Here is a 20,790-nt window from a genome sequence, read left to right as displayed (position 1 = left end):
AGAACCGTGATGAAATTTCTCGGAAGTGCGGCCGTTGTGTCCGCTTCATTCATTGCCGTGACCGTCGGGTGCCTCGTATCGCAGCTCGGACCGAGCCAGGCCGCGCCTGCGCAGGAGCAACTCGTCGACGGGGCAGGCAACATGCATATCCCGAAGGACTACCGAACGGCTTACGAATTCCTTGGGAGCTGGTCTGTTGCAGGTGACAAAGGCGCTAAGGAGATGCACGTGGTCTACGCGTCGCCCGGCACTGCGGCGGCCTATCGGGCGACTGGCAAATTTCCGGAGGGTTCGATCTTGGTGAAAGAGGTGTACGCCGCGGCCACTTCGGAAATGACGACTGGGACCGTTAGCCATCAGCAAAGCCTAAAAGGATGGTTCATGATGGTGAAGGACGGCAAGGACAGCCACCCCGGTAACAAGTTGTGGGGCAATGGTTGGGGCTGGTCCTGGTTTGATGCGGGTGATCCGATGAAAACGACCTCAACGAACTTCCGCTCAGATTGTCTAGGTTGCCACATCCCTGCGAAAGCGACCGACTGGATCTATGTTCAAGGCTATCCTGGACTCAAAAAGTGACAGGCCGTCGGCGAACTAGCTGCAATATCACCTGTGCAAAACCAGACGTGATGCAAGGAAAGTAGCGTCATGAAGCCTAGCGGGAAGCTCGTCAGATGCGTTTGCGGGTCGATGGTGATGCTTGTGGTGTCGTTTTCGATACCTCATGTAAGTCTCGCGGCCGACCCAATCGCTGGCAAAAAGCTCACAAAACAATTTCTTACGTCGGGCCAGGTGGACCTAGTACGAGAGGTGGTGACGCTACCGCTCCATCGCGGCCGTCTTGCGTCGGGAGAGACCGTTTGGTTCGTGCTCACCGACGTAAGCGATTACGCTACTTCAAAAGAGATGGGGCTTACGTGGGCGCCGAGTCTCGCTGATGCCAAGGACCTGAAGAGCACACGGGTTGCTGAAATGGACGACACGGGTAACTTCACGTTTGAATCGGGGCGGGTCGATTTCTCGCCTTCGCAGAAGTTGGTCGGTGGGGACGCGCCCAAGTTTTTTCCTCCTAAGACAGCCCGAGCCGGTTCTATTGGGGATGCGCACTACAGTCCACTGGTGCGGGTAGCTAATCGTATGAATATTGTTTTCAATGCGCCGATCATCGCGTTCGATGTCGGGCCGGACAAAATTGCATTTTGCAACGGCAGCCCCGATTACTCCCTCGTGACGGACTCCGTATCAAGTATTTGTCCTGATAAGGGCACTGTCGACTTGAAACTTCGTTTTGGATTCGCGAACGGAAAACACCTGCGTTATCTTAGTTTTGACGCAAATTCCGAGGAATCGGCGACCCTTGAGTCGTCTACCTTTGCACCTGCGGAAAGCGACATTCTACAGAGCGGCGCGATTGAGGTGATCTACACGATTTTGAATGGCAGCATGGGTGTGGAGGATCCAAATCGCCAGGGACTCAACAGTGCTATCAAGGGAGAGGGGCCTTCGCTCGACATCCTCGCACACTTCACGGAGATTAGTGCCGGATACTCTCCAATGTGGGACGTGCGGATAGCCGAGTGGACCAAAGAAGCTATCGTGAAGGATCAAAGGAAACTCATCACTGACGGCGACGATCTTGAAGCCAAAAGCGCGGCGGGCTTACTGGTGAGCCCTGCGGGAGGGCCGGTGAAGACGACGGGCAATCTAGTCAATTGTCCGGTTGTGGGCTTTACCAATGAATAGCCCCCGACTGCATAATTGCGGGCTGCGGAGCCGGGGAGCGCAACGTCTATTCGTGGACTGGGGCTTTACTTCAGGCTAAGGCCCCACGCCATACCGCAGGGTCGATGCTCTGGCGCGCCTCGTGCCTTGTGGCTCGACAGAAAGACGGGGGCTGTCGACCGCAGTCCGGGCATAGCTGGGCATAAGCGTTAGCTGCTGGATACCAACGGACGTAGCGGGTCGGTCGGCAGTCGGGGGGCGACGCGGCTAGCGCAGCCGCTCTGGCCTCCTCTCTGTAACGAAAGACCGCGGGGTGATGATTAAGAGCAGTTTTACCGCCACATGCCGCAAGCGTGATCCTTATCGCGCCGCAGGCCCCAATGCGACCTGTCGATCGTGTCGACCTTGTTCCGACTGTATCTCGCCTCGTGATGCCGATCGCGCTATGGACCGCGCCCGAGAATGTCTAAAAGAAGGACCGGATAGGAAGGTGTACGGCTCATCGAAAAGCTGTAGCCCTTCAGGATCGCTCAGTAAGCGGGGTCCGCGAGGGCTCGCATTTCTCACATCGGCTGCATGCACGTTCGCGCCGGGGAAAGAGGGTGGTCCAGCCTCTTGCTCGTTTTTCGGACCTCGCCGTACAACCACTCAAGCTCGCGCGAGCGCCGCCTGGCGACCAGGCCCCCCAGGCCATCGCTAGTCATCACGAGATGAGTTCGGAACGCGCCTTCGCCACGCACGTGCGTTTCGTCAGCCGCCGAAAGCGCGATTGCTCAGGCAGTGGTCTTGCGTGGCAACTTCCACTGGGGCCGGACGAAATGGCAGGTGTAGCCGTTCGGATGGCGTTCCAGGTAATCTTGGTGCTCAGGCTCGGCCTCCCAAAACTCGCCAGCGGGCGAAAGCTCCGTTACGACCTTGCCTGGCCACAGCCCCGAGACTTCAACGTCGGAGATGGTTTCTTGGGCTACGCGAAGCTGTTCGTCGCTCGTGTAGAAAATCGCCGACCTGTAGCTTGTACCTCGGTCGTTTCCTTGCCGGTCCATGGTCGTTGGGTCGTGGATCTGGAAGAAGAACTCGAGCAACTCTCGGAAGGTCGCCTGACGCGGGTCGAACACGATCTCAAGCGCTTCGGCGTGCGTGCCGTGATCGCGGTACGTGGCGTTCTTGACGGCGCCGCCCGAGTAGCCCGCCCGCGTTGAGATGACACCAGGCAATCGTCTTAGCAGTTGCTGCATTCCCCAGAAGCAACCCCCCGCCAGTATTGTGCGTTCTGTAGTCCCTGCCATGGTAGGGTCTCCTCCTTTGCAAAGAGCTTTGGCTGTTGCGGTCGCGTCCACTTAGCTGCGGCGGATGGAGCGAAAGAAGGCGGAGTCAATTCAGTATCTCCACCCGCTGTCGCTCGATGTAGCTGGTAACGTTCTCCGTGACGCTGCATCGATAGCCGCAAATGCAGCGCCAGCGCCGGCCCTCGCGGGGAGCACGACGCAGGTGCTCAGCAGCGCAGGCAATTGGCAGTACAATTTTGTTGTAGAAAGCTAGACGCCCGGTCCCGGACCGTCCAATCACCTTAGGCTATCGAGACTATGCCTGTAGGATTGGCGCTGGGGAGGCAGTCTGCCGAGCTGAGGCTCCTGCTTCAGGAGAGCGGTCCCACATTGCTGGAATATAGCTGAGTTTGGAACGGCGCTCTCGACGACGTCTCTCGGCGAGAGCGTGTACGAGCACTTGCGGTATGATGCCAAAGCTTAGTACTCCCCGGTCCGGAGCTTGGGTGTAAAGTGCGAGACCAACGCGCTTGATCAAATCAAGCTGCGTCTCGAGGGAAGCGATAAGGTTCTCCTCGTCCATCGTCAGGTTCTCGAAGAGGCGCCGTCACCGATGACCACTAACCGCAGAGCCGACGGAGTAGGCGGGAGCGTCGATCTGCGCCGGCGAAAGATGGAAACTCTCCGTCAGCGTAGATAACACAATTGGAATCTGTTGGCCCCGAGTAGCAGCCACCACCGCGTTTCGAGTATTATTGAAGACTTCCTTGATCTCCCTTGAGGGTTCCATCTGCGCAAGCAGAGCGCTAATCAGCTGACTATGCAGTCCTTCAGGATCTTCGACTACTTCACCAGGCCCGGCTGAGCTCAGGACAAGTGCGTTCTCGGCCGGTAGAATGGGGGCCAACCCATGTGAATAAGTCCTAAAGCGTCGCTCGTACGGATTGCGGCGTGAGGCCTCAATCACTGCGAGCCTAACGCGTGCTCCGGAATTGCGTAGTTGCGAAAGGAGGTGGTCGATGCTTACACCTTGTCGACGAACGTCCTCTTCACTCCAAATCGTCGCATCGATGGGGATTAGGTAATTCTGTCCGTCAGATTGGATGCCGTAACCTCCGAAATAAACCAACACAGTTGAGTTCGAACGCAGTCGTTCTTTTAGATGATCGATTGCACGGGTCATTCCGAGACGCGTCGTATTCTCAAGTGCATCGACGAAAAAGCCGTCCTCGCGAAGAGCATTTGTCAAGGCTTCCGTATCGCGTGTTATTTGAGGAAGAGGAAAGTCCGCATCGGGATAGGCTGAATTGCCAATCACCAACGCCAGTCGACCAGCATCAAGGGGCGCGACGTCGTCCGGCTGGATGGACTCGCTCATGGAACGAGGCGTCTGCGGCCGCATTGCCCCGTCGGAAGCAGCTGAGAGCAAGCTAAGCAGGACGGCAACGCTAGCTAGTTTGGGAGATCTCATTCCATTATGGTTTCCGGCTCACTACCCTCCGGTAAGATGGCATATCGGCAATAGCGTTCCGGCCAGAGTCTAGTAGGGTGCGTGGCGACATTGCGTCTTCAATTACGTTGTGCAGACCAGTAGCCTGAGCAGCGCGCTGATCCTGAGTGGCCGCTCCAGGTCCCTCGACCGGTGGTCGCGAACAGTTTGCCAGTACCCGCGGCATATTTGTCGTGGACCTCCACGGAGGCGCGAACTGCGCCCGACCTTGCGACGTAACCCCGAAACTTCACGAGATTTGGATGCGTAACAATGCCGTTGGTTACATCGACAGTAAAACTGTAGCTGGAATCGCAGGTTCCTCGTTGCGTCACGAAGACGAGGTCCCAAGAGCCATCGTAGGCCGAACGACCGTATGCTGCCGGTTCAAGAGGATGACCAGGCCGCACCCTTGAGCGGACATCTGTCGTCAACGGTGGTATGGCCGCCTTGATGGACGTACTAACAATTGGGGCGGCTGATGATTTGGACGACGCGGCAATTGCGATCGGAATCACAAGTGCGAGCGCAGACGCGCAAATGCGAAGTCGAGCGTTCATGGCAGATCCTATAAGAGTGGAACTCTGCGAGATAATGACATTGCAGCGGTGGCCAGTGAAATCACCTCTCGCCATGAAGTCGATAGACGACCATTATTGGCGGACCGCTAGGGCCCAAGGGAGCGCAGCGCGATGGTGCCGCTAGTTGAGGAAAATTGTCGCGCGCATTGGCATTGGTGCCTGAACGCGGTCAGACTGCTGCTTCGCCCGATGTCATCGGCGTCCGGATATCCGTGCGAGTGGGGAGCCGCAAAGTAAGGGCAGCTCGCCGCAAATGCTCTGCCGCACTGGCAATCGCGCTTCCGACCGCAGCGGAACGGGCGGGCGCTTTTTGGCTAACGGGACGCCCACGGCACCATTGCTATTGCTGAGGCTTGGAACCAGGGCAGAGGATCGTCGCGTGAACACCCGTTCTTAGTCGCGAAGGGTTCTACTGGACCGAGGCGACTAGGTGTAACTGGCGCCCGCAGCACGCCGCACACTTCTGAGCTATTCCGATAACAGTCGGCTATCGACTTTATGGCGAGAGGTGATTTTGGTTTCGACCATGGTTGGCCCAATGTAGATGCATCGTCGCCCGTCCGCGGCGGCGGCTGGAGTTGCCGACGTTACCTCGAACGATCCGATGCCAGGAGATCCCGAAATGCATATCGGCGAGACAATCCCCGGCCGCGTCGAGGGCCCGCCGTTGGAGGACGTGGTCGTGCTCGTGGACGGGAACGGTGCTGCGGTTGGAGTGGAGCGTGCGGTGAGAAGGATGAGCTGCGTGCACGATGATGGTGGCGGCCGCTCGTTTAAATGTGTGGAGATCCAAGTCGTCGGGTCCGACGGCGAGGTTTCGGGGATTTTGCGCCATACCGGTCCGCAGTGCGAGGCGCGAGACGCGGTCGGGGGGACAATGGCGGAGACGATAGCGGACGTGAGGCAGTTCGTTCACGACATCAATAACCTTCTCACCGTCATCGGGAGCGGTTTGCGGGAAATCGAGCGTCAGAGCGATGCTGCGTACCGGAGGGCCATCGTTGATAAAATGCAGCATGCGATCACACGAAGCGCGTCGCTTAGCCGGCAGCTCCTTGACGCAGCGAGGCCGCGCCCCAAGTCCAATGGTATAACAGGCAGTCAGCTCGCATTGATAGCGGGAACGCTTGACGGGGTGCTGCGTCCAGACGTTTCCGTCCGCACGGAAATCGTCCCTGCCTTATGGACCTTCAATGCCGACGCGGAAGAGCTGTACTTCGCCTTGCTCAATCTCTGCCGAAACTCGGCCGATGCAATGCCAACCGGCGGCGTGATTACTATCGTGGCGCGGAACATCGAGGCTTCCACCGTAACTGCGGGAGAGTTTGTCGAGATTGTCGTCGCCGACCGTGGAGAGGGCATGCCCGAGAATGTCCTTTCGCAGGCCTTCAACCCATACTTCACGACAAAGCTCAAAGGTAGCGGGACCGGACTCGGACTCCCCCAGGTCCGGCACTTCGCTGAGAGACAAGGTGGCGCGGTCTGGATAGAGAGCGAGCCCGGTGCCGGAACGGTGGTGCGCCTCTTCCTGCCGCGCGTGCAGCCTACTGGGCTCTCCTGCAGCGTCGTCGAAACAAGGACTTCATACACGCCGACAACCGGTGGTGGCGTATTCCAAATCTTCAACACCGCGACGACCGCGCCAAGGTCGTAGCCAGGCGCGAACACTCGGAACCGCGCAGCGATGAAGCTCATATTTCCGTCAGGCCGACTTGATCGACCGGTCGATCACGATACGGAACATGTGCTCGGCCCTCCCGACGCCGAGATCTCGCTGGTCGAGTACGGCAGCTACGCGTGTCCGCACTGCAGGGCTGCCAACGATCGCATCGCGCAGGCGCGCGATCAACTCGGCGACCGCATCTGCTATGCGTTCCGTCACAAGCCGCTCGCGAACAACAGTCTTTCATTCTGGGCTGCACAGATCGTTGAGCTCGCTCGGACGCCCGAAGCGTTCTGGTCCGCGCACATCAAGCTTATGACGAGATCGGCGCAGCTCACGGAAGACGATCTCTTCGCGGTGGCCGCAGACCTCGGTGTGAACGCGGACCTCTCGCTTGGCGAGAGCGAAGCCGTACGGCGGGCGAGGTCGAGAGTGGAGTCGGACATCGCAAGCGCGCGCGCGAGCGGAGTGAGATTCACGCCAAGTTTCTACATCAACCGTCGGCGCTACGACGGGCCGTGGGACGAGAGTTCTTTCGTCGATGCGATGCTTGGCACACTCGGTCACCGCGTTCGTACGGCTGCCTTGGACTTTGCGAGCTGGGGGCCGTCAGCCGGCATTCTGCTCGTCCTCGCGGCCGTGGCGGCGATCATCTTGACGAACTCGCCCATCGGGCCGCACTTCGAGGCGCTCTGGCGCCGCGAGTTCGGCGTGAGCTTGGGCAACATAGCCTTTCGGAAGCCTATCTTCGATTGGGTCAATGACGGGCTGTTAACAGTGTTCTTCCTGGTCGTTGGATTGGAAGTCAAGCGCGAGATGACGGTGGGCCATCTCGCAAGCCGTCGTTCGGCCGCGCTTCCGATCGTGGCCGCGCTCGGCGGCATGGTCGGACCGGCGCTTCTGTATGCGCTGATCATCCCAGCGGGGCCGTGGTCGCGCGGATGGGGTGTCCCGATGGCGACCGACACCGCGTTCGCGGTTGCTTTGATCGCGGTGATGGGCTCCCGCGTCCCTGTGGAGCTGCGTATCTTCCTCACTGCGGCGGCCATCGTTGACGACATCGGCGCGATCGTCGTCGTCGCTCTGTTTTACTCTGGTGAGATCCATCTGGCTTACCTTGCTGCGGCCGCCACAGTTGTAGTTGCGCTGGTGCTTCTGAGCCGATCTGGAGTCTACTTTCTGTCGCCCTACATCCTGTTGGGCGTTGCGCTTTGGGCGTCCGTATACGCTGGCGGCCTGCACCCTACGTTGGCCGGGGTGGTACTTGCGTTGTTTATTCCGACGCGACCGCCCGCCAACTTAGAAGCCCTGATGACGCAGGCGAGCACCATCATCGCGTCCGAGGCTCGGCGCGAGGGTGAAGTTCTTAGGAACGGCCCCTCTACTTCGGCTCTGCACGCGCTCGAGGCAATCTACGAGAGACTTGAGTCGCCCGCCGATCGGCTGCTGCGACATGCCGGCGCGCGATCGAGCTACGCTATCCTCCCAATCTTCGCATTGGCGAATGCGGGAATGATGATCAACCCAGGCGTCTTCGTCGGCCATGGCAGGCTCATGGCCGCGATCGTCGCTGGTCTCGCTTTAGGAAAGCCGCTCGGCGTCTTCCTCGCGGCCGCCGCGGCTGTACGCACAGGCCTAGCCGTCAAGCCGGACGAGTACTCGTGGCGGCAGTTGGGCGGGGCAGGAGCCCTCGCTGGGATTGGCTTCACGATGTCTCTCTTCATCGCCGGTCAGGCATTTCCAAACGCCACTGACTTCTCGGCCGCAAAAATAGCTGTGTTCGCCGCCTCGATTCTCTCTGCCGCCCTTGGGACTGTCCTGCTCTGGGGAACTTCGCACCGGGAGCTTATCGGAGACGCGTCGCGGAGCCTCGGCATGAAATCATAATAGCAAGCCGGACAATGGAAAGGATATGGGTCTTCCTGCCCACCAGTGGCGCGAGGCAGTCCCCCGATGCACAACCACGCGTGAAATCCTGGGGTGCACCTAACCGAAATCTCCTGGCATCCCATCATCAAGGAAACCAGCAATGCTGAAGTTGGCAAACTGTTGCGTTTGAAGGAGCCGAAATGACGCACGTATATTTCCACTGTTCGAACACCAAGAAGGTTTTCGTCGATCGCCGCGGCGCAGTGGTGGAAGATATTGCTGATGCGCGGGATCATGCGAACCGTATCGTACAATCTCTCACTAGAGAGCGCAGCCTCGAGGATTGGCGTGATTGGATTTTGCATGTCAGTGATGATCAGGGCGATGAACTCTTCGTTGTGCCCTTCACGTTCGTGCTCGGCGAGCCGAATTAAGGTCCCCGTGTTCCGGGCCACTTACAATGCAAGCAGCTGGAACCTGACAAGGTTAACTTCAGCGTCAGCGCAGCTAGATCAAGATTTGATTTAACCGCCGACACAAAATGAGGAGTTCTCGCGCGCGCTGGGCAACAAACGCGGTCGACGGCTTTGAGGTTTAGGCGGCGTACCCACTCAGCGACGTGATGCGACGAAAGCTGCGAAGGCCTTGGCATCAGCAATGCCGGCGACCACAAGCTGTTGCCAGCGTGGCCCGACGCCGGGAATCGCGTTCAGTTGTTTGCTCGTCGCGCTTGATAGATGCCGAGCGGTGGTGCTGCTGATACATGCGGACATTAAGGGCCAAGTACGATGTGCTTGCGCTTGCATTGTTGCAGCGATACGGATACGGCGCTGATTTGATTTCGATTAGGATTCAGGTAGCTCGACCTCTGCCATCGAGCTTTTGCGACTTTATGTGACGCACCAAGGATTGGACATGCTCGGGGCGTGTGGTCTTCAGAATGCCATGACCGAGATTGAAAATGAACGGTCCCCGGCCCAAGGCCGCCAGGATGCGGTCGGTTTCTGCGTACATCGCTGCGCCTCCCGCCACCAGTAGTTGGTTGTCCAGGCCGCCCTGCACGCAGCACCCAAGGGCGCGCTGTATTCTGTCGGCAGCCCAAGCGAGCGGGACGGTGCTGTCCAGGCCTACACAATTGACCCCGGTCGCTTCGGCGTAGCCAACGTAAAGCAGACCGGCGCCGCGCGGAAAGGCTATGATCGGGGTATTGGGATATTTGGCGCGAAGGGCGCTGACGATCGCGGCTACGGGCTGCACGCACCAGCGCTGGAAGAAAGGTTCAGGGAGGATACCCGCCGAGCTCTCAAATAGCTGGATGGCTTCTGCGCCCGACTCGATCTGTCGTCCTAGGAACTGAGTGATGGTTTCGGTCAACAGGTCTATCAGCGGCTGAAACTCCTCTGGGTCGCTCAACGCCCATCGCTTGATAGTAGCATGGTCGGTGGCACCGCCGCCGCGACCCTCAACCATGTAAGTAGCCACTGTCCAGGGCGCCCCCGCGTAGCCAATCAAGGCCACGTTTGGAGGGAGGGCGACGGTGAGTCGTCGCACCGTCTCATAGATCGGCGCCAATTTCTTGTGCAACCAAGTACGTTTAAGGCGCGCCACATCCGCAGCCGTACGGATCGGGGGCGACAGAACCGGCCCATCGCCGTCCTTGTATTCGAGCACTTGGCCAAGCGCTGCGGCAATCTGCGGAAGGTCCGCGAATAGAATGGCCGCATCGAATCCAAATCGCCGGATCGGCTGAAGCGTGACTTCTACCGCGTGGTCCGGCGAGTTGCACAGCTCCAGCATTCCGCCGGCTGCGGCCCGCGTTACAAGATACTCCGGCAGGTACCGGCCAGCTTGTCTCATAAGCCAGATTGGCGGTCGTTCCGTACGCTCGCCGGCAAGCGCACGCAGAAGCAACTTTCTTGGCTCGTAAACCACTATGGAAGCACTCCCTGTACTTCCATCATACGATGCACGGCCTCCAGTATCTCGCCTGCACCTTGCTGAAGAAGCTTGTGCCCGAGACGTCTACCGATTGCCTCGGCCTGGTCGGCCGGACCAACGCATTCATCAGCAATCTTCGATTTACCATCTGGATGAGTCACCTGTCCTCGAAGCGTTAGTGTCCCGGCGACCCACGTGGCGGAAACGCCGATGGGTAGGCTGCAACCCGCATCGAGACTTCTCATCAGGGCGCGCTCTGCATCTACTTCAGTGCGCGATTTCCGATCTTCTATCTTTTGAAGCAATGCTATGAGTTCCGTATCTTCTTCGCGAGCTTCGGCCGCGAGAGCGCCTTGGCCGGCTGCATACGGAAAGACATTCGCGTCTAGAACCTGTGAGGCCTCATGTAGCAACCCTAGCCGGGACAGTCCTGCCGCGGCCAATAGAGTAGCGTCTATTCCGTCCCGGATCTTTGCCTTACGAAGCCTTGGAGAAACGTTCCCGCGGATGGGTCGAACATCGAGACCACTGCATAGAGCGAGAAGTTGCGCTTTGCGGCGAATTGATCCGGTGCCGACGCGTAGCCCCGGTCGTAGCTGATCTAGTGTAACGCCACAAATGGCGTCACGAGCATCCTCTCTCTTGGGAACAGCCGCTAATACCAAGCCTTGCCGCAATCTAGTCGGAAGATCCTTGAGAGAATGAACGACCAGGTCAACTTCCTTTCGCATAAGCGTGTCTTCGCCCTCCTTCGTGAATGCTCCGACGCCCCCAAACTGATGAAAAGACGACCTTCGATCTCTATCGCCAACCGAACTTGTGAAAACAATCCTTACCTCAGCGGCCGGCTCGACGCCGCGAATAAGATTGGCGACGTGACTGGCTTGCCAGCGGGCCAGGTCACTTCGCCTGGTGCCGAGGCGAATCTCCATGATCAAACCTCTTACTTGTTGGGTAGCTCGTCGCAGGATGCTGACCGGTGGTCCCTGGACGATATGGCGATGATTTTTCAGCTTTCATTCGTTGATATTCCGAAGCGGCTTCTTCGGCTGTCGCGAAATTCTTGCTATAAATGAAGGTTTCGCAACCAGTGCTGATGCGGGCATAGTAGGGCTTTCGCCGCCTAGCATGGTCCGAGCGCTTCCTGACGCCGGGGAAGCCGTGTTTGTTGACTATGATGCGTGGCATGTGAATTTGATCCCGGCTGAGGCCCTCATCGCCAGTTGCCTCGAGCTCGCTATTTGAAGGGATTCATTGACGTGGAGTAGGTTGGGGTTTTGGCGTAGTCCGTCGGAACGTCCCAAAGCGTTGCAATATACCAGGCGGTCCAAGCAACGATGAGGAGGCTCAGCACCCACACCCAAACAGGGATCGGCGAGGGCGATTCCGCCCGGTGCGGCTCAAATGGCTCTTCGGCTCCAAACGCGTTGACTATGAAGCGGAGCGTACCGTGAACGAGGGCCCCATCACCAAGCCCGCTAACTGTGATCCCAGGGCCGTTGCGAACTTGGAATTGGAGGCGTCGGATGCCGACCTGGCCGGTGGCGTCCTGGGCTTCGATGCGCAGGGCGTGTTCGCCGTCGGCGAGGCTCTTTGTGTCGAGCGCTATCTGCGCCGGCGGCCTCTGATCGGTCACTGGATCGGTCGCTTCGTCGAGATAGATTCGGATGCGCGGATCGGGCACGTGCTGCATTCCTTTAACGGTCGACATGCAGGACGCGATATTTTGGATGATCGGGGTCTCGTTCGCCCGGGGCGATAAGCATCCACACCGCTGCCACGATGCAACTGACTGTCACGAGCCCGGCTCCCCCCGCCACTAGCACGTTGCCGAGCAGTGGTCCGGAAAGGTTAGGACCGCCAGCACCACCAGCTGTCGCAGACGAGGTGCAGAGGTAGCCAAGCGCTGAGAGAATCCAGGCGTTAATCGTATCGATCATCGTCACCTCCTATTTTTTGCTGCGGAGCTTCGTGATCTCGGCAGGCGTGACCAACGCCCCGTGGTTACCCCAGGACGTGCGCTCGTGATTAATGATATCGGCGATCTGCTGATTAGAGAGTCGGTCAGCGAACGGCGGCATCTCCACTTCGTACTTCTGGCCGTCGATTACCTTGCCACTGAGGCCGCGCAGCATGGTGGCGATGTGTTCGGCAGGATCAGTGGCATTAACGACCGGATCGCCCGCAAGTGGCGGAAATGTGCCAGGAACGCCTTTTCCCTCTGCACCGTGACAGACGCCGCAGTTGTCGGCGAAGAGCTTCGATCCTTCCGCAGCATCGAACGTCGATGCTGGGGCCGTTACTGGGGACGCCTCTTTCGGGGTCGCTGCTTGCTTCTGCAATGGTTCATTGGCACGGGCCGCGACGACATCAGCCGCACTGATTAGGGCACCGCGGTTGCCCCACGAGGATCGCTCGTGATCGATGATGTCAGCAATCTGCTGATCAGACAGTTGATCGGAAAACCCGGGCATTTGCGCTTCATAGCTCTGACCGTTGATTACGCGCCCGCTAAGTCCGTGCAGCACGGTGCCAATGTGTGCAGTGGGATTGGCGTCGTTCACCACCGCATCTCCAGCAAGCGGCGGAAACGTTCCCGGCACACCCATTCCTTCCGCGCCGTGGCAGGATGCACAGTTGTCGGCAAACAATGCAGCGCCCTTGGTGGCGTCAAACCTTAGGGACCCGGTCGAAGGGCTCTTAGTCGCGGCGGGGGTCTGTGCCGGAGCGAGTGGGGGCTGTTTCAGTGATAGCAGATAGGCAACTAGCGCCTTGCCGTCGTCGTTGGGGATGACGATATCGCCTGGCGCGAACTGGGGCGGCAATGGCACCGCTTTCTCTCCTGGTGGCAGTTTGCGCACGGTCCTAAACAGCCAGGGGAAGGCCGGCATGATTGATTGTGGTACAACTGCACGTGGTTGATAGAGATGGATGTACTGCCATATGTTACTCGATTGCCGCGCGCCGATATTGCTCAAGTCTGGACCAGTGCGCTCCGAACCTAGCAATTCCGTAGTCTGGTAGGCGTAATCGCCGGGCGCAGACGGGCGGCCAAACGGCTTATCTCCGGAGAGCGGGCGTACTTGCTGGGTATGGCAATAGAAGCAGCCCTCTGAGACATAAACATCTCGCCCCCGCGCCTCAATCGGGCTTAGTGGCTTAAGGCCAGGCGTTGGCGGCACCTTCGACAGCCAGATCCCCGGCAGCACGCCCATAAGAACCGCTAATCCAGTGTAGATCAGCGTTGATCCGCCAGAAATAACAAATGTCTTGTTCATGCTGGCACTGTCTTGGCTGTGGCAATCTCGGCGCGGGACCTACCGTAGGTCATCGTCCAGACGTTGAAAGCGAAGACTAGATGGCCGGCAAACATCAAGGAGCCGCCGACGGAGCGCCACATCCAGTATGGCGCGGCATCTTCGACCGACTGGATGAAGGTGAGACCTCGGAACCAGTCGAGCCCCTGAATGGTGCCGGCGGCCGACAGCGCCGCAACATAGATGACTACACCGACGGCAGACAGCCAAAAATGAATGCCCATCGCTAGATTATAGGGACACTTTCCGGTTGCGCGCGGCAACAGTGCATAGATGCCGCCCCAGATCGCGAAGGTGACGAAGCCATACATCGTGAGGTGCGAGTGCCCTACCGTGTAATTCGTCAGATGCCAAAGCTGCTGCAGCGAGCGAAACGCCTCGAATGTGCCTTGCGCGGATCCCAGTAAATAGCCGTAGACGCCAACGAGGATGAAAACCGCGGGCGAACGATATACCCATTCGTGAGTCCCCCGGAAGGTGAGAAGGAAGTTTGCCGAGCCGCTCAACACTGGAACGAGCATGGCCACACTGAAGACAATGGCCGTAGTCTGCAGCCACCATGGTAGTGGACTGAATTCAAAATGATGAGCGCCGATGATCGGATAAAAGATGAGATTGGTCCAGAATGCGAAGACACCGAGAGAATATGAATAGATCGGCCGGTTTAGGAGCTTCGGCAGCGCATAGTATGACACACCGAGCGATAGAGGCGTGAACCATAGTCCGACAGCGTTATGCATGAAGAATCCCTGGACCGCGACTTGACCCAGGCCGTACTGATACCAGGGCAACATTGACACCAGGACCATAACGATCGTCCACAGCGTACCCCCGATAGTATACCAGTTAGAAATATAGATATGCTCGCCATCGCGGCGCTCGACGGTGGCGATCAAATTCCAGGCCGCGGTGATCAAGCCGAGTCCAAGGATTACGCGAATCCACCATAGCCATTCGCGATACTCCTGGCCGTAGGTGAACCCCAAATCGAGCGTGACAGTGCCCAGTACCGCGGCAAGATTGAGGAGCGCAAGACTGATCCATGCGAGGCGCTCGCTGTAGAGTCTTGTGCCAGAGCTGCGAGCCGCGACGAACAGCGCAAGCCCAATCAGTGCCTGACTCGCCCAGGCATAAAATGTTCCGCTGGTGTGTATCGCGCGCAGCCGACCGAACGACAGCGCCGGCGTGGTCGCGAAATCAGGGTAGGCGAATTTAAAGCTGACGAGAAGTCCCACGGCCGTGGCGAATAAAAGCCAGATTGTGGCCGATGCCACGTACGCCGCGAGCACCCGCGCCAAAACGTGGTCATCTGAAGGGAGCGCGCGAAGTGGAATTGCTGCAGCGCTATCTGACATCATCCGTCTCCTCCACGACGTTGTTCAGCGTTGTCCTGAGGGGCATCAAAAGCGCGACGCCCGCGGGCGCCGCAACCGAGCCTGCTTTATCTAGAGGATCCAGCGTGTTCAACTTGTACACTTTTGTTTGTGGCTGAGCTGGGCGAAGACATGGAGCGTCACGCCAATCCTGATCGCCATTAGGCACCGGCAGTAATATTTCCACGGACCTACTGAAACAGGCGACCTGACTACCTACTGAGATCGGTGTTAGGCCGTCGCTTTGCATGTCGGGCCTCCAGGCTTCTCGAATCTGATCGCGTCTTGCTGACGCTCTTTGAAAGCTGCGGTACGACGATGCGTTGAAGCTTGACCTTGCAAGACCTCCGAGGGAAATCACCTTTCGACATAGAGTCGATAGACGTCCGTTATTGCCCAGCTGACGGCGTTGCGGCGAGGAATGCCATCCGTTGAATCTCCAGAGATCCAGGTTTCCCCAATGTCGATCGCCTTGTTGGCGACATGGGTAAGCGAGCGGCGCCATGGAACCAGCCAAGTCGAGTTGTCCGAAAGTGCGAGCGCTGGTCTCTTGGCCTGCAGGCATTCCACGTTATGGCGTCGCCACGTCGGAGAGGCGACAATAACGATCGCCTATCGAATCTATGGCTAAAGGTGATTTTACTGCGCCCCAGTTGCTGGGTCATTCTTCAACCAACGTCGTTCAAATGCTAAATGCTGCCAACGGTACGCGACCAGGCGGAAGGCAGCGAGGGTCGCTATGGAAGGCGGAAGTTTGAGGTCGATGGTGCGATCCCGTGTCTCTGGCCGGGTCAGGCGGCGCAAAAATGGCTTCGTGATGGCGTCTGTTTATCGAGGTGCACAAAGCCCTGCCGCACGCCTCGATGTGCCAGCAAGCCAATTGGAATGGCGAGACGGCCTTTCCTGAACAGCTCTTAAAAGTCACCTGCAAGGAGACATTGCTCGGAGCGAGAGAGCGAAGCCGCGGTAGTCCATTGAACGGAGTGGGAAAAGAATGGGCTAACCGAGGTGTTGTTTGCCCGCATGCTGAACCAAAGTTAATCTGCGTTCACATCTCTCGCAACGCGCCGCAACAGTTCATCAGATGCCGCAGCGCCCTTAAAGTTAGGTAATCGCTTTGTGCAGCAGTTCTTCTCGCTACGGCGCCCCCGTCCGGTTGTTCCATTGGCTGACGGTCATGCTAGTTCTTGTGGCTTATTCGCTGAGCAGTGGCGATGGCTACTCGCTCTATTCGGCCTCCGCGGACGGGCTCCGAAGGATTCATGAGGCGATCGGGGTTCTTGTCTTCGGTGTCGTCGTATTGCGGTTGATTTGGCGCCTGGTCGGCGGCGCGCCAGCGAAGCAAGCGATGCCGCGATTGATGACCCTAACCGCGCAGCTCGTCCACTTCGCGCTTTATGTGTTGCTCATTGCGATTCCTACGACGGCCGTGCTTGGTACGTGGCTTGAGGGGATTCCCGTCACCCTTCCCGGATTTGACATCGCTCCCCAGATTACGCAGGCGCGTATTTTGGGTCATCTGATCATGGAGATACATACCGCGCTGGGTTATGCCATACTCTGGGTCGCTTGCGTGCATTCAGCCGCGGCTCTCTTCCACTACTTTTATCTGCGTGATGAAGTGCTTCAGTCGATGATTCCGGGCGCATGAATGATAAGGACGCGTACTCATAAAGACGCAGCCACAACCTGATTAGCGCGAATTGAACGAAGCCAAGGTGGTTGGCAGACAGCCTGCCGTAGCGCGTCGTCACCCCATGACATTATTTGATCCGGTTGAAGAACCGCTCTCGAATGCCCCTGATCTGCTCGCCGAACGTGTTGCGCCAGTTCATTTCGTTCCGGCAAGGCATCGACTGGCGTACCGCCCGAAGGCGCGTTCTTCAATTTATCCCGCACCGCCGTCGTCACAGGTCAGCTCGGTCATGGTCTCGAGTCGAAACGGGCCAGGTTTTGATGTGGCGACGTACGATGAGCAACCGCCACTCATGGAGATCGGCGTTGGGGTTATCAATATTTCCGCAAAGAGCCTCGGCGGCGCGGGCAGTTGGCCTATCGCGATTGTACAAGCGAGCGATGCAGGCGGGTGAACCGAGTGGGCTCTTGCACTCTCTATGGTTTGTCCCTTGCGGTCCGTTGTTCTCTACTGCGTCTGAAGCTCAGTTGCTAGGGGTGGTGAGCGGGCTGTCATTGGTGTCAAGGACGAACACAGCGAGCAGCTTCGCGGGTTCGGTCTTGCTTGCATTGCGGCTGATCGAGTGGAGTGCACCCGGAGATTCAGACCAGCTCTCGCCGGCCCGATAGATGCGCGTCTCGCTATCATTCACCTTCGACTCGATCGCGCCTGAGATCACATAGGCATAAATAAAAGCCGATTTTGCATGGGTATGGGGCGGAGAGGCTGCACCCGGCGCGTAATTGACTTCCACAGCGATCAGCGACTTACCGGAAATATTGGGAATAAGCGCCTCGAAGTTCTTCGTGACAGTCTCCGCCCGACTATCATGGGCGCAAATAGGACCAGTCATCGAGAAGGCCAGGGCGGCGCTGATGAGGATGATGGTGTGGATCTTCATGAGGTTAATCCTTGATTTGCGCGCCTCGAGATGGCTCGTTTGGCTCGGGCGATGCTAAGCTGAGGGCTTCTCACAGGAAAATGTCTGACTGTTATAGTTTCTATTCCGACGCGCAACTGGTGCTTACGAGGTCGGCGGCGTTCGGAGAGGCGGCTCCTTTATGATCGTTCGGCGGGAGAGACCACGTGCCGCACGCACCTGTCGATGAGGTCTATCCCGTCGACGCCGCTCATGACATCATCGACGTGCTGTGATGTCAGTTCTGGAATGGATGGGCTGCTTTTCTTGCAGGCTGGGAAGGTGATCGACTGCCGAGGCGGTGAGTTTCTGCAGACGGGACCGATCGCATCAAGCTCGGGTCGCGCGGCCAGCGGCAATAACAATCGTTTATTGACTTTATGGCAATAAGCGATTTGGTGCCGCCTGCGTTCTGGGATCACTCTCCAAGCCAACGTCGTAGAAACCGATCCTACGGCCGACAGGCAGTGTGGGCCCTAAGAATCTAGAAGGCGGCTCGATATGCCAGACAACGACTTCATCAAAGCGTTTTGGTCCTTGGATGCGCGGGCCGTTCTTGACGAAGCTGCGGGTCGTTCGAGCGCCATGCGGTTCAAACAGTGGGACAATAGTGATGCTACAGAACGGCGACGTTTTTCCCTCTCTTACCTTTGCTCGCGTCGGGGGCGGCAAAATCAACTTGCCTGCCGATCTGGCAGGTTGGTTCGGCGTGGTTATATTCCACCGTGGCTCCTGGTGCCCCTACTGCAACGCTCAACTCGCCGCTTTCGCGCGAGCGGCGGACAGATTCGCCGGTGAAGGTATCAAGGTTGTCTCAGTATCGGTAGACGACCGGGAAAAGTCGGAGATGCTCGTCGAAAAGCACGAAATTGGTTTCCCGGTCGCGTACGGTGCTGACGCGCGAGCGGTTTCTGCTGTGACGGGCGCCTTCGTCAATGACGATCCTGTGTGTCTCCAGGCAACCGGTTTCATCCTGAACCCCGAAGGTCGGGTAGTGACGGCCGTCTATTCGACCCGCGCGATCGGCCGTCTGATGCCCGACGATGTGCTCGGTTTTGTCCACCACCTCAAATCTCTAGCAAAGAATTGAAAGGCGAGGTTTAGCTGGGAGATAAATGAATCACGCAGGTGTCCGGATGATGCCCGGCCAAGGGCATGAGTCGCGGGTCTTCTGCGTGTTCGGCTAGGGTTCCACCACGCAGGCTAGGGCGGCTCACCTAACCTAGATAACCGCAACACAACTTTCGAGGAAGTGCGACATTCCGCGTTTGACTATCTGAGTTGGCGAACGCTGCTGGTAGCAGCTCCCATCAGAGCGAACGTCATCCCCGCAACCAAACAAAAGATCGCGCTATGATCTCCGCTTACGCCGAAGATCAGCGAAATCAAGGCGGAACCCAGTGACCATCCGACGTAGCGAGCCGCAGCATTCATCCCACTTGCGGCCCCGCTACGTCCGATCGGTCCAGCCGTCATCATCGCAGTGTTGTTCGGGGTCTGGAAAAGACCGAAACCGATACCACAAAGGGCTAATCGCCACGCGATATCCGACTTTGCCGGATTTGTTGGCAAGAAGACCATCAGAAGCAAGCCGGCCGCCAACAAGGTCAGACCGAGGCCGCATATCAATGACGTTGGGAAGCGGCTTGTCAGGCGACCGGCGATAGGGGCCGTGACGGCGGTCATAAACGGCCAAGGCGTCAAGAGCAAACCTGTTTCTACGGCAGAAAGATGCATCCGCGTTTCAAGTAGAAAAGGTAAAGAGACGTAGGCCAGGATTTGTGCCGCATATGAGCAGACAGATGTCAACACCGATAAGCTAAATAGCGGTATGCGATAAAGATCGAACGGCAGCATTGGCATGGGATGCTTCTGTTGTTGTCGGATGAAGAGACCAAAACAGAAAATGCCTGCGACGATCTCTCCGACCCCAATGCGCGCGTCGCTGCTACCTAGCGTGCCAACACCGATGACGAAAAGGCCGAATCCAAACGCGTTTAGAGCGGTCCCGGTCAGATCGAGGGCGCGAGGGAATCGAACGTCTGGTGGTGCGGCGTTGATGAAGAGCGGCACGGCGAGGCCGAATGGCAAATTCACCAGAAACAACCACGGCCATTTTGCAACGGCGAGTATTGCAGCGGCGATGGTGGGCCCCAATGCACCTGGTATCGCCACCGCCAACGCGACCAGTGCAAGGCCTTTACTGACCATGCCGCGTGGATAGACCACGCGTACGAGGGCAACGCCAGCGACAGAAAGCCCAGCCGCGCCGGCGCCCTGAATCAAGCGGGCACCGACCAGCACAGGCAATGTTGGAGCGAACGCGCAGGCCAAAGACGCGAGGGCAAAAATGGTAAGACCGCCGGCATAGGTTCGTTTTAGGCCGAGCGACTCGACTATACTTGAGACAGGCAGCAAGCAGACTGTTGCCGAAAGCTGATAGGCATTTACGACCCAAACGGCCGCTGCGTCGTTACCTGCAAATGAACGTGAGATATTCGGAAGGGCAATATTCACGATTGCGCTTCCGAGGGAGCTTAGACCAAGTCCAAGCAAGATGCAGAACATTGTCCTGCGTCGTTTTGATAGTGTTAAAACCTCCGCTCCGCCCATCAGGAAGCAATCTCCTGCAAGACGTTTGGACAGCCGGCTTTGCGCGCACTCTCAGCAGCGGACTCCTTGGATCGAAACTTGATGTCGATCAGTTGTTTTGCCCCAAACTGCGCACAATATACCGAAATTCTCCGCGACATTCGTGTCCTTATTCGAAACAGCTTGCGACGGTCTTGGCAAGACGATCGGACAAAACGACGCCTCGACCAAGTCATTGCGCGATGGTGCCGAGACCTCACAGCCCCGTGTGGCCAATCCACCTATATGGCTCGCTAAGGGCCAGATACCTGAGCCATATGGGCTCTTTGCCGAGGGGTCTCTGAGGTGAGACCGTCGGATTGCACACGCGTCAGGTATCGCAAGTGA

Annotated in this window: 17 protein-coding genes and 2 pseudogenes; 7 read left to right on the top strand and 12 right to left on the bottom strand. The window is 58.0% G+C overall.

Translation table 11 applies throughout. The annotated features are described in order from the left end of the window. The first annotated feature begins 9 nt into the window (after positions 1-9). Entirely contained in the window at positions 10-579 is a 570-nt protein-coding gene (locus tag Q0687_RS31095; protein WP_298885387.1) for a cytochrome P460 family protein, read from the top strand. Between the two features lie 111 nt (positions 580-690). Then, complete coding sequence (locus Q0687_RS31090; protein ID WP_298885385.1) at positions 691-1,743, top strand: hypothetical protein; 1,053 nt, start codon at positions 691-693, stop codon at positions 1,741-1,743. A gap of 752 nt (positions 1,744-2,495) precedes the next feature. Here Q0687_RS31090 and msrA read toward each other — a convergent pair. The 3 genes and pseudogenes from msrA to Q0687_RS31075 all read right to left on the bottom strand — a co-directional run bounded on the left by msrA (position 2,496) and on the right by Q0687_RS31075 (position 4,365). Next, entirely contained in the window at positions 2,496-3,008 is a 513-nt protein-coding gene (gene msrA, locus Q0687_RS31085; protein ID WP_298885383.1) for a peptide-methionine (S)-S-oxide reductase MsrA, read from the bottom strand. Between the two features lie 481 nt (positions 3,009-3,489). Then, a pseudogene (locus Q0687_RS31080) lies at positions 3,490-3,594 on the bottom strand (bacterioferritin); the annotation flags it as partial. Continuing rightward, positions 3,595-4,365 carry a caspase family protein gene (locus Q0687_RS31075; RefSeq protein ID WP_298885381.1) on the bottom strand — a complete coding sequence of 257 codons (771 nt, stop codon included), beginning with the start codon at positions 4,363-4,365 and terminating at the stop codon, positions 3,595-3,597. Positions 4,366-5,679: 1,314 nt separating this feature from the next. Between Q0687_RS31075 and Q0687_RS31070 the strand changes: the two genes are divergently transcribed. The 3 genes from Q0687_RS31070 to Q0687_RS31060 all read left to right on the top strand — a co-directional run bounded on the left by Q0687_RS31070 (position 5,680) and on the right by Q0687_RS31060 (position 9,023). Then, positions 5,680-6,711 carry an ATP-binding protein gene (locus tag Q0687_RS31070; RefSeq protein ID WP_298885379.1) on the top strand — a complete coding sequence of 344 codons (1,032 nt, stop codon included), beginning with the start codon at positions 5,680-5,682 and terminating at the stop codon, positions 6,709-6,711. Between the two features lie 30 nt (positions 6,712-6,741). Next, a complete protein-coding gene (gene nhaA, locus Q0687_RS31065) occupies positions 6,742-8,607 on the top strand; it encodes a Na+/H+ antiporter NhaA (protein WP_298885376.1) in 1,866 nt (621 codons plus the stop codon). A 182-nt stretch (positions 8,608-8,789) separates the two neighbouring features. After that, positions 8,790-9,023 carry a hypothetical protein gene (locus Q0687_RS31060; RefSeq protein WP_265442191.1) on the top strand — a complete coding sequence of 78 codons (234 nt, stop codon included), beginning with the start codon at positions 8,790-8,792 and terminating at the stop codon, positions 9,021-9,023. 418 nt (positions 9,024-9,441) lie between these two features. Here Q0687_RS31060 and hemE read toward each other — a convergent pair whose 3' ends face one another. The 6 genes from hemE to Q0687_RS31030 form a co-directional block, all read right to left on the bottom strand. Continuing rightward, entirely contained in the window at positions 9,442-10,521 is a 1,080-nt protein-coding gene (gene hemE / locus Q0687_RS31055) for a uroporphyrinogen decarboxylase (protein ID WP_363324023.1), read from the bottom strand. Beyond that, on the bottom strand, positions 10,521-11,459 hold the full coding sequence (hemC, locus tag Q0687_RS31050; RefSeq protein WP_298885371.1) for a hydroxymethylbilane synthase: 939 nt from the start codon (positions 11,457-11,459) through the stop codon (positions 10,521-10,523). The genes hemE and hemC overlap by 1 nt, the downstream gene beginning before the upstream one ends. Positions 11,460-11,764: 305 nt before the next feature. Then, the gene (locus tag Q0687_RS31045; protein WP_298885370.1) at positions 11,765-12,238 is read right to left on the bottom strand and encodes a cytochrome C; all 474 of its coding nucleotides are present in this window, start codon (positions 12,236-12,238) and stop codon (positions 11,765-11,767) included. Then, entirely contained in the window at positions 12,225-12,467 is a 243-nt protein-coding gene (locus tag Q0687_RS31040; RefSeq protein ID WP_298885369.1) for a hypothetical protein, read from the bottom strand. The genes Q0687_RS31045 and Q0687_RS31040 overlap by 14 nt, the downstream gene beginning before the upstream one ends. Positions 12,468-12,476: 9 nt before the next feature. Beyond that, positions 12,477-13,805 carry a c-type cytochrome gene (locus Q0687_RS31035; protein ID WP_298885366.1) on the bottom strand — a complete coding sequence of 443 codons (1,329 nt, stop codon included), beginning with the start codon at positions 13,803-13,805 and terminating at the stop codon, positions 12,477-12,479. Then, the gene (locus tag Q0687_RS31030) at positions 13,802-15,202 is read right to left on the bottom strand and encodes a cbb3-type cytochrome c oxidase subunit I (RefSeq protein WP_298885364.1); all 1,401 of its coding nucleotides are present in this window, start codon (positions 15,200-15,202) and stop codon (positions 13,802-13,804) included. The genes Q0687_RS31035 and Q0687_RS31030 overlap by 4 nt, the downstream gene beginning before the upstream one ends. A 1,192-nt stretch (positions 15,203-16,394) precedes the next feature. Between Q0687_RS31030 and Q0687_RS31025 the strand changes: the two genes are divergently transcribed. Further along, the gene (locus Q0687_RS31025; protein ID WP_298885361.1) at positions 16,395-16,868 is read left to right on the top strand and encodes a cytochrome b/b6 domain-containing protein; all 474 of its coding nucleotides are present in this window, start codon (positions 16,395-16,397) and stop codon (positions 16,866-16,868) included. Positions 16,869-16,896: 28 nt separating this feature from the next. On the opposite strand, the pseudogene Q0687_RS31020 reads toward Q0687_RS31025, so the two are convergent. Next, positions 16,897-17,007, bottom strand: a pseudogene (locus Q0687_RS31020) (IS5/IS1182 family transposase); the annotation flags it as partial. Positions 17,008-17,376: 369 nt separating this feature from the next. Next, positions 17,377-17,793 carry a cupin domain-containing protein gene (locus tag Q0687_RS31015; RefSeq protein ID WP_298885359.1) on the bottom strand — a complete coding sequence of 139 codons (417 nt, stop codon included), beginning with the start codon at positions 17,791-17,793 and terminating at the stop codon, positions 17,377-17,379. A gap of 631 nt (positions 17,794-18,424) precedes the next feature. Here Q0687_RS31015 and Q0687_RS31010 point away from each other — a divergent pair. After that, complete coding sequence (locus Q0687_RS31010; protein WP_298885358.1) at positions 18,425-18,901, top strand: redoxin domain-containing protein; 477 nt, start codon at positions 18,425-18,427, stop codon at positions 18,899-18,901. 182 nt (positions 18,902-19,083) lie between these two features. On the opposite strand, the gene Q0687_RS31005 is transcribed toward Q0687_RS31010, so the two are convergent. Next, the gene (locus Q0687_RS31005) at positions 19,084-20,379 is read right to left on the bottom strand and encodes an MFS transporter (protein WP_298885356.1); all 1,296 of its coding nucleotides are present in this window, start codon (positions 20,377-20,379) and stop codon (positions 19,084-19,086) included. Positions 20,380-20,790: the final 411 nt, after the last annotated feature.

Source organism: uncultured Bradyrhizobium sp., assembly GCF_936928535.1.
Classification (GTDB): Bacteria; Pseudomonadota; Alphaproteobacteria; order Rhizobiales; family Xanthobacteraceae; genus Bradyrhizobium.
This window is presented reverse-complemented; position numbering and strand designations above follow the sequence as displayed.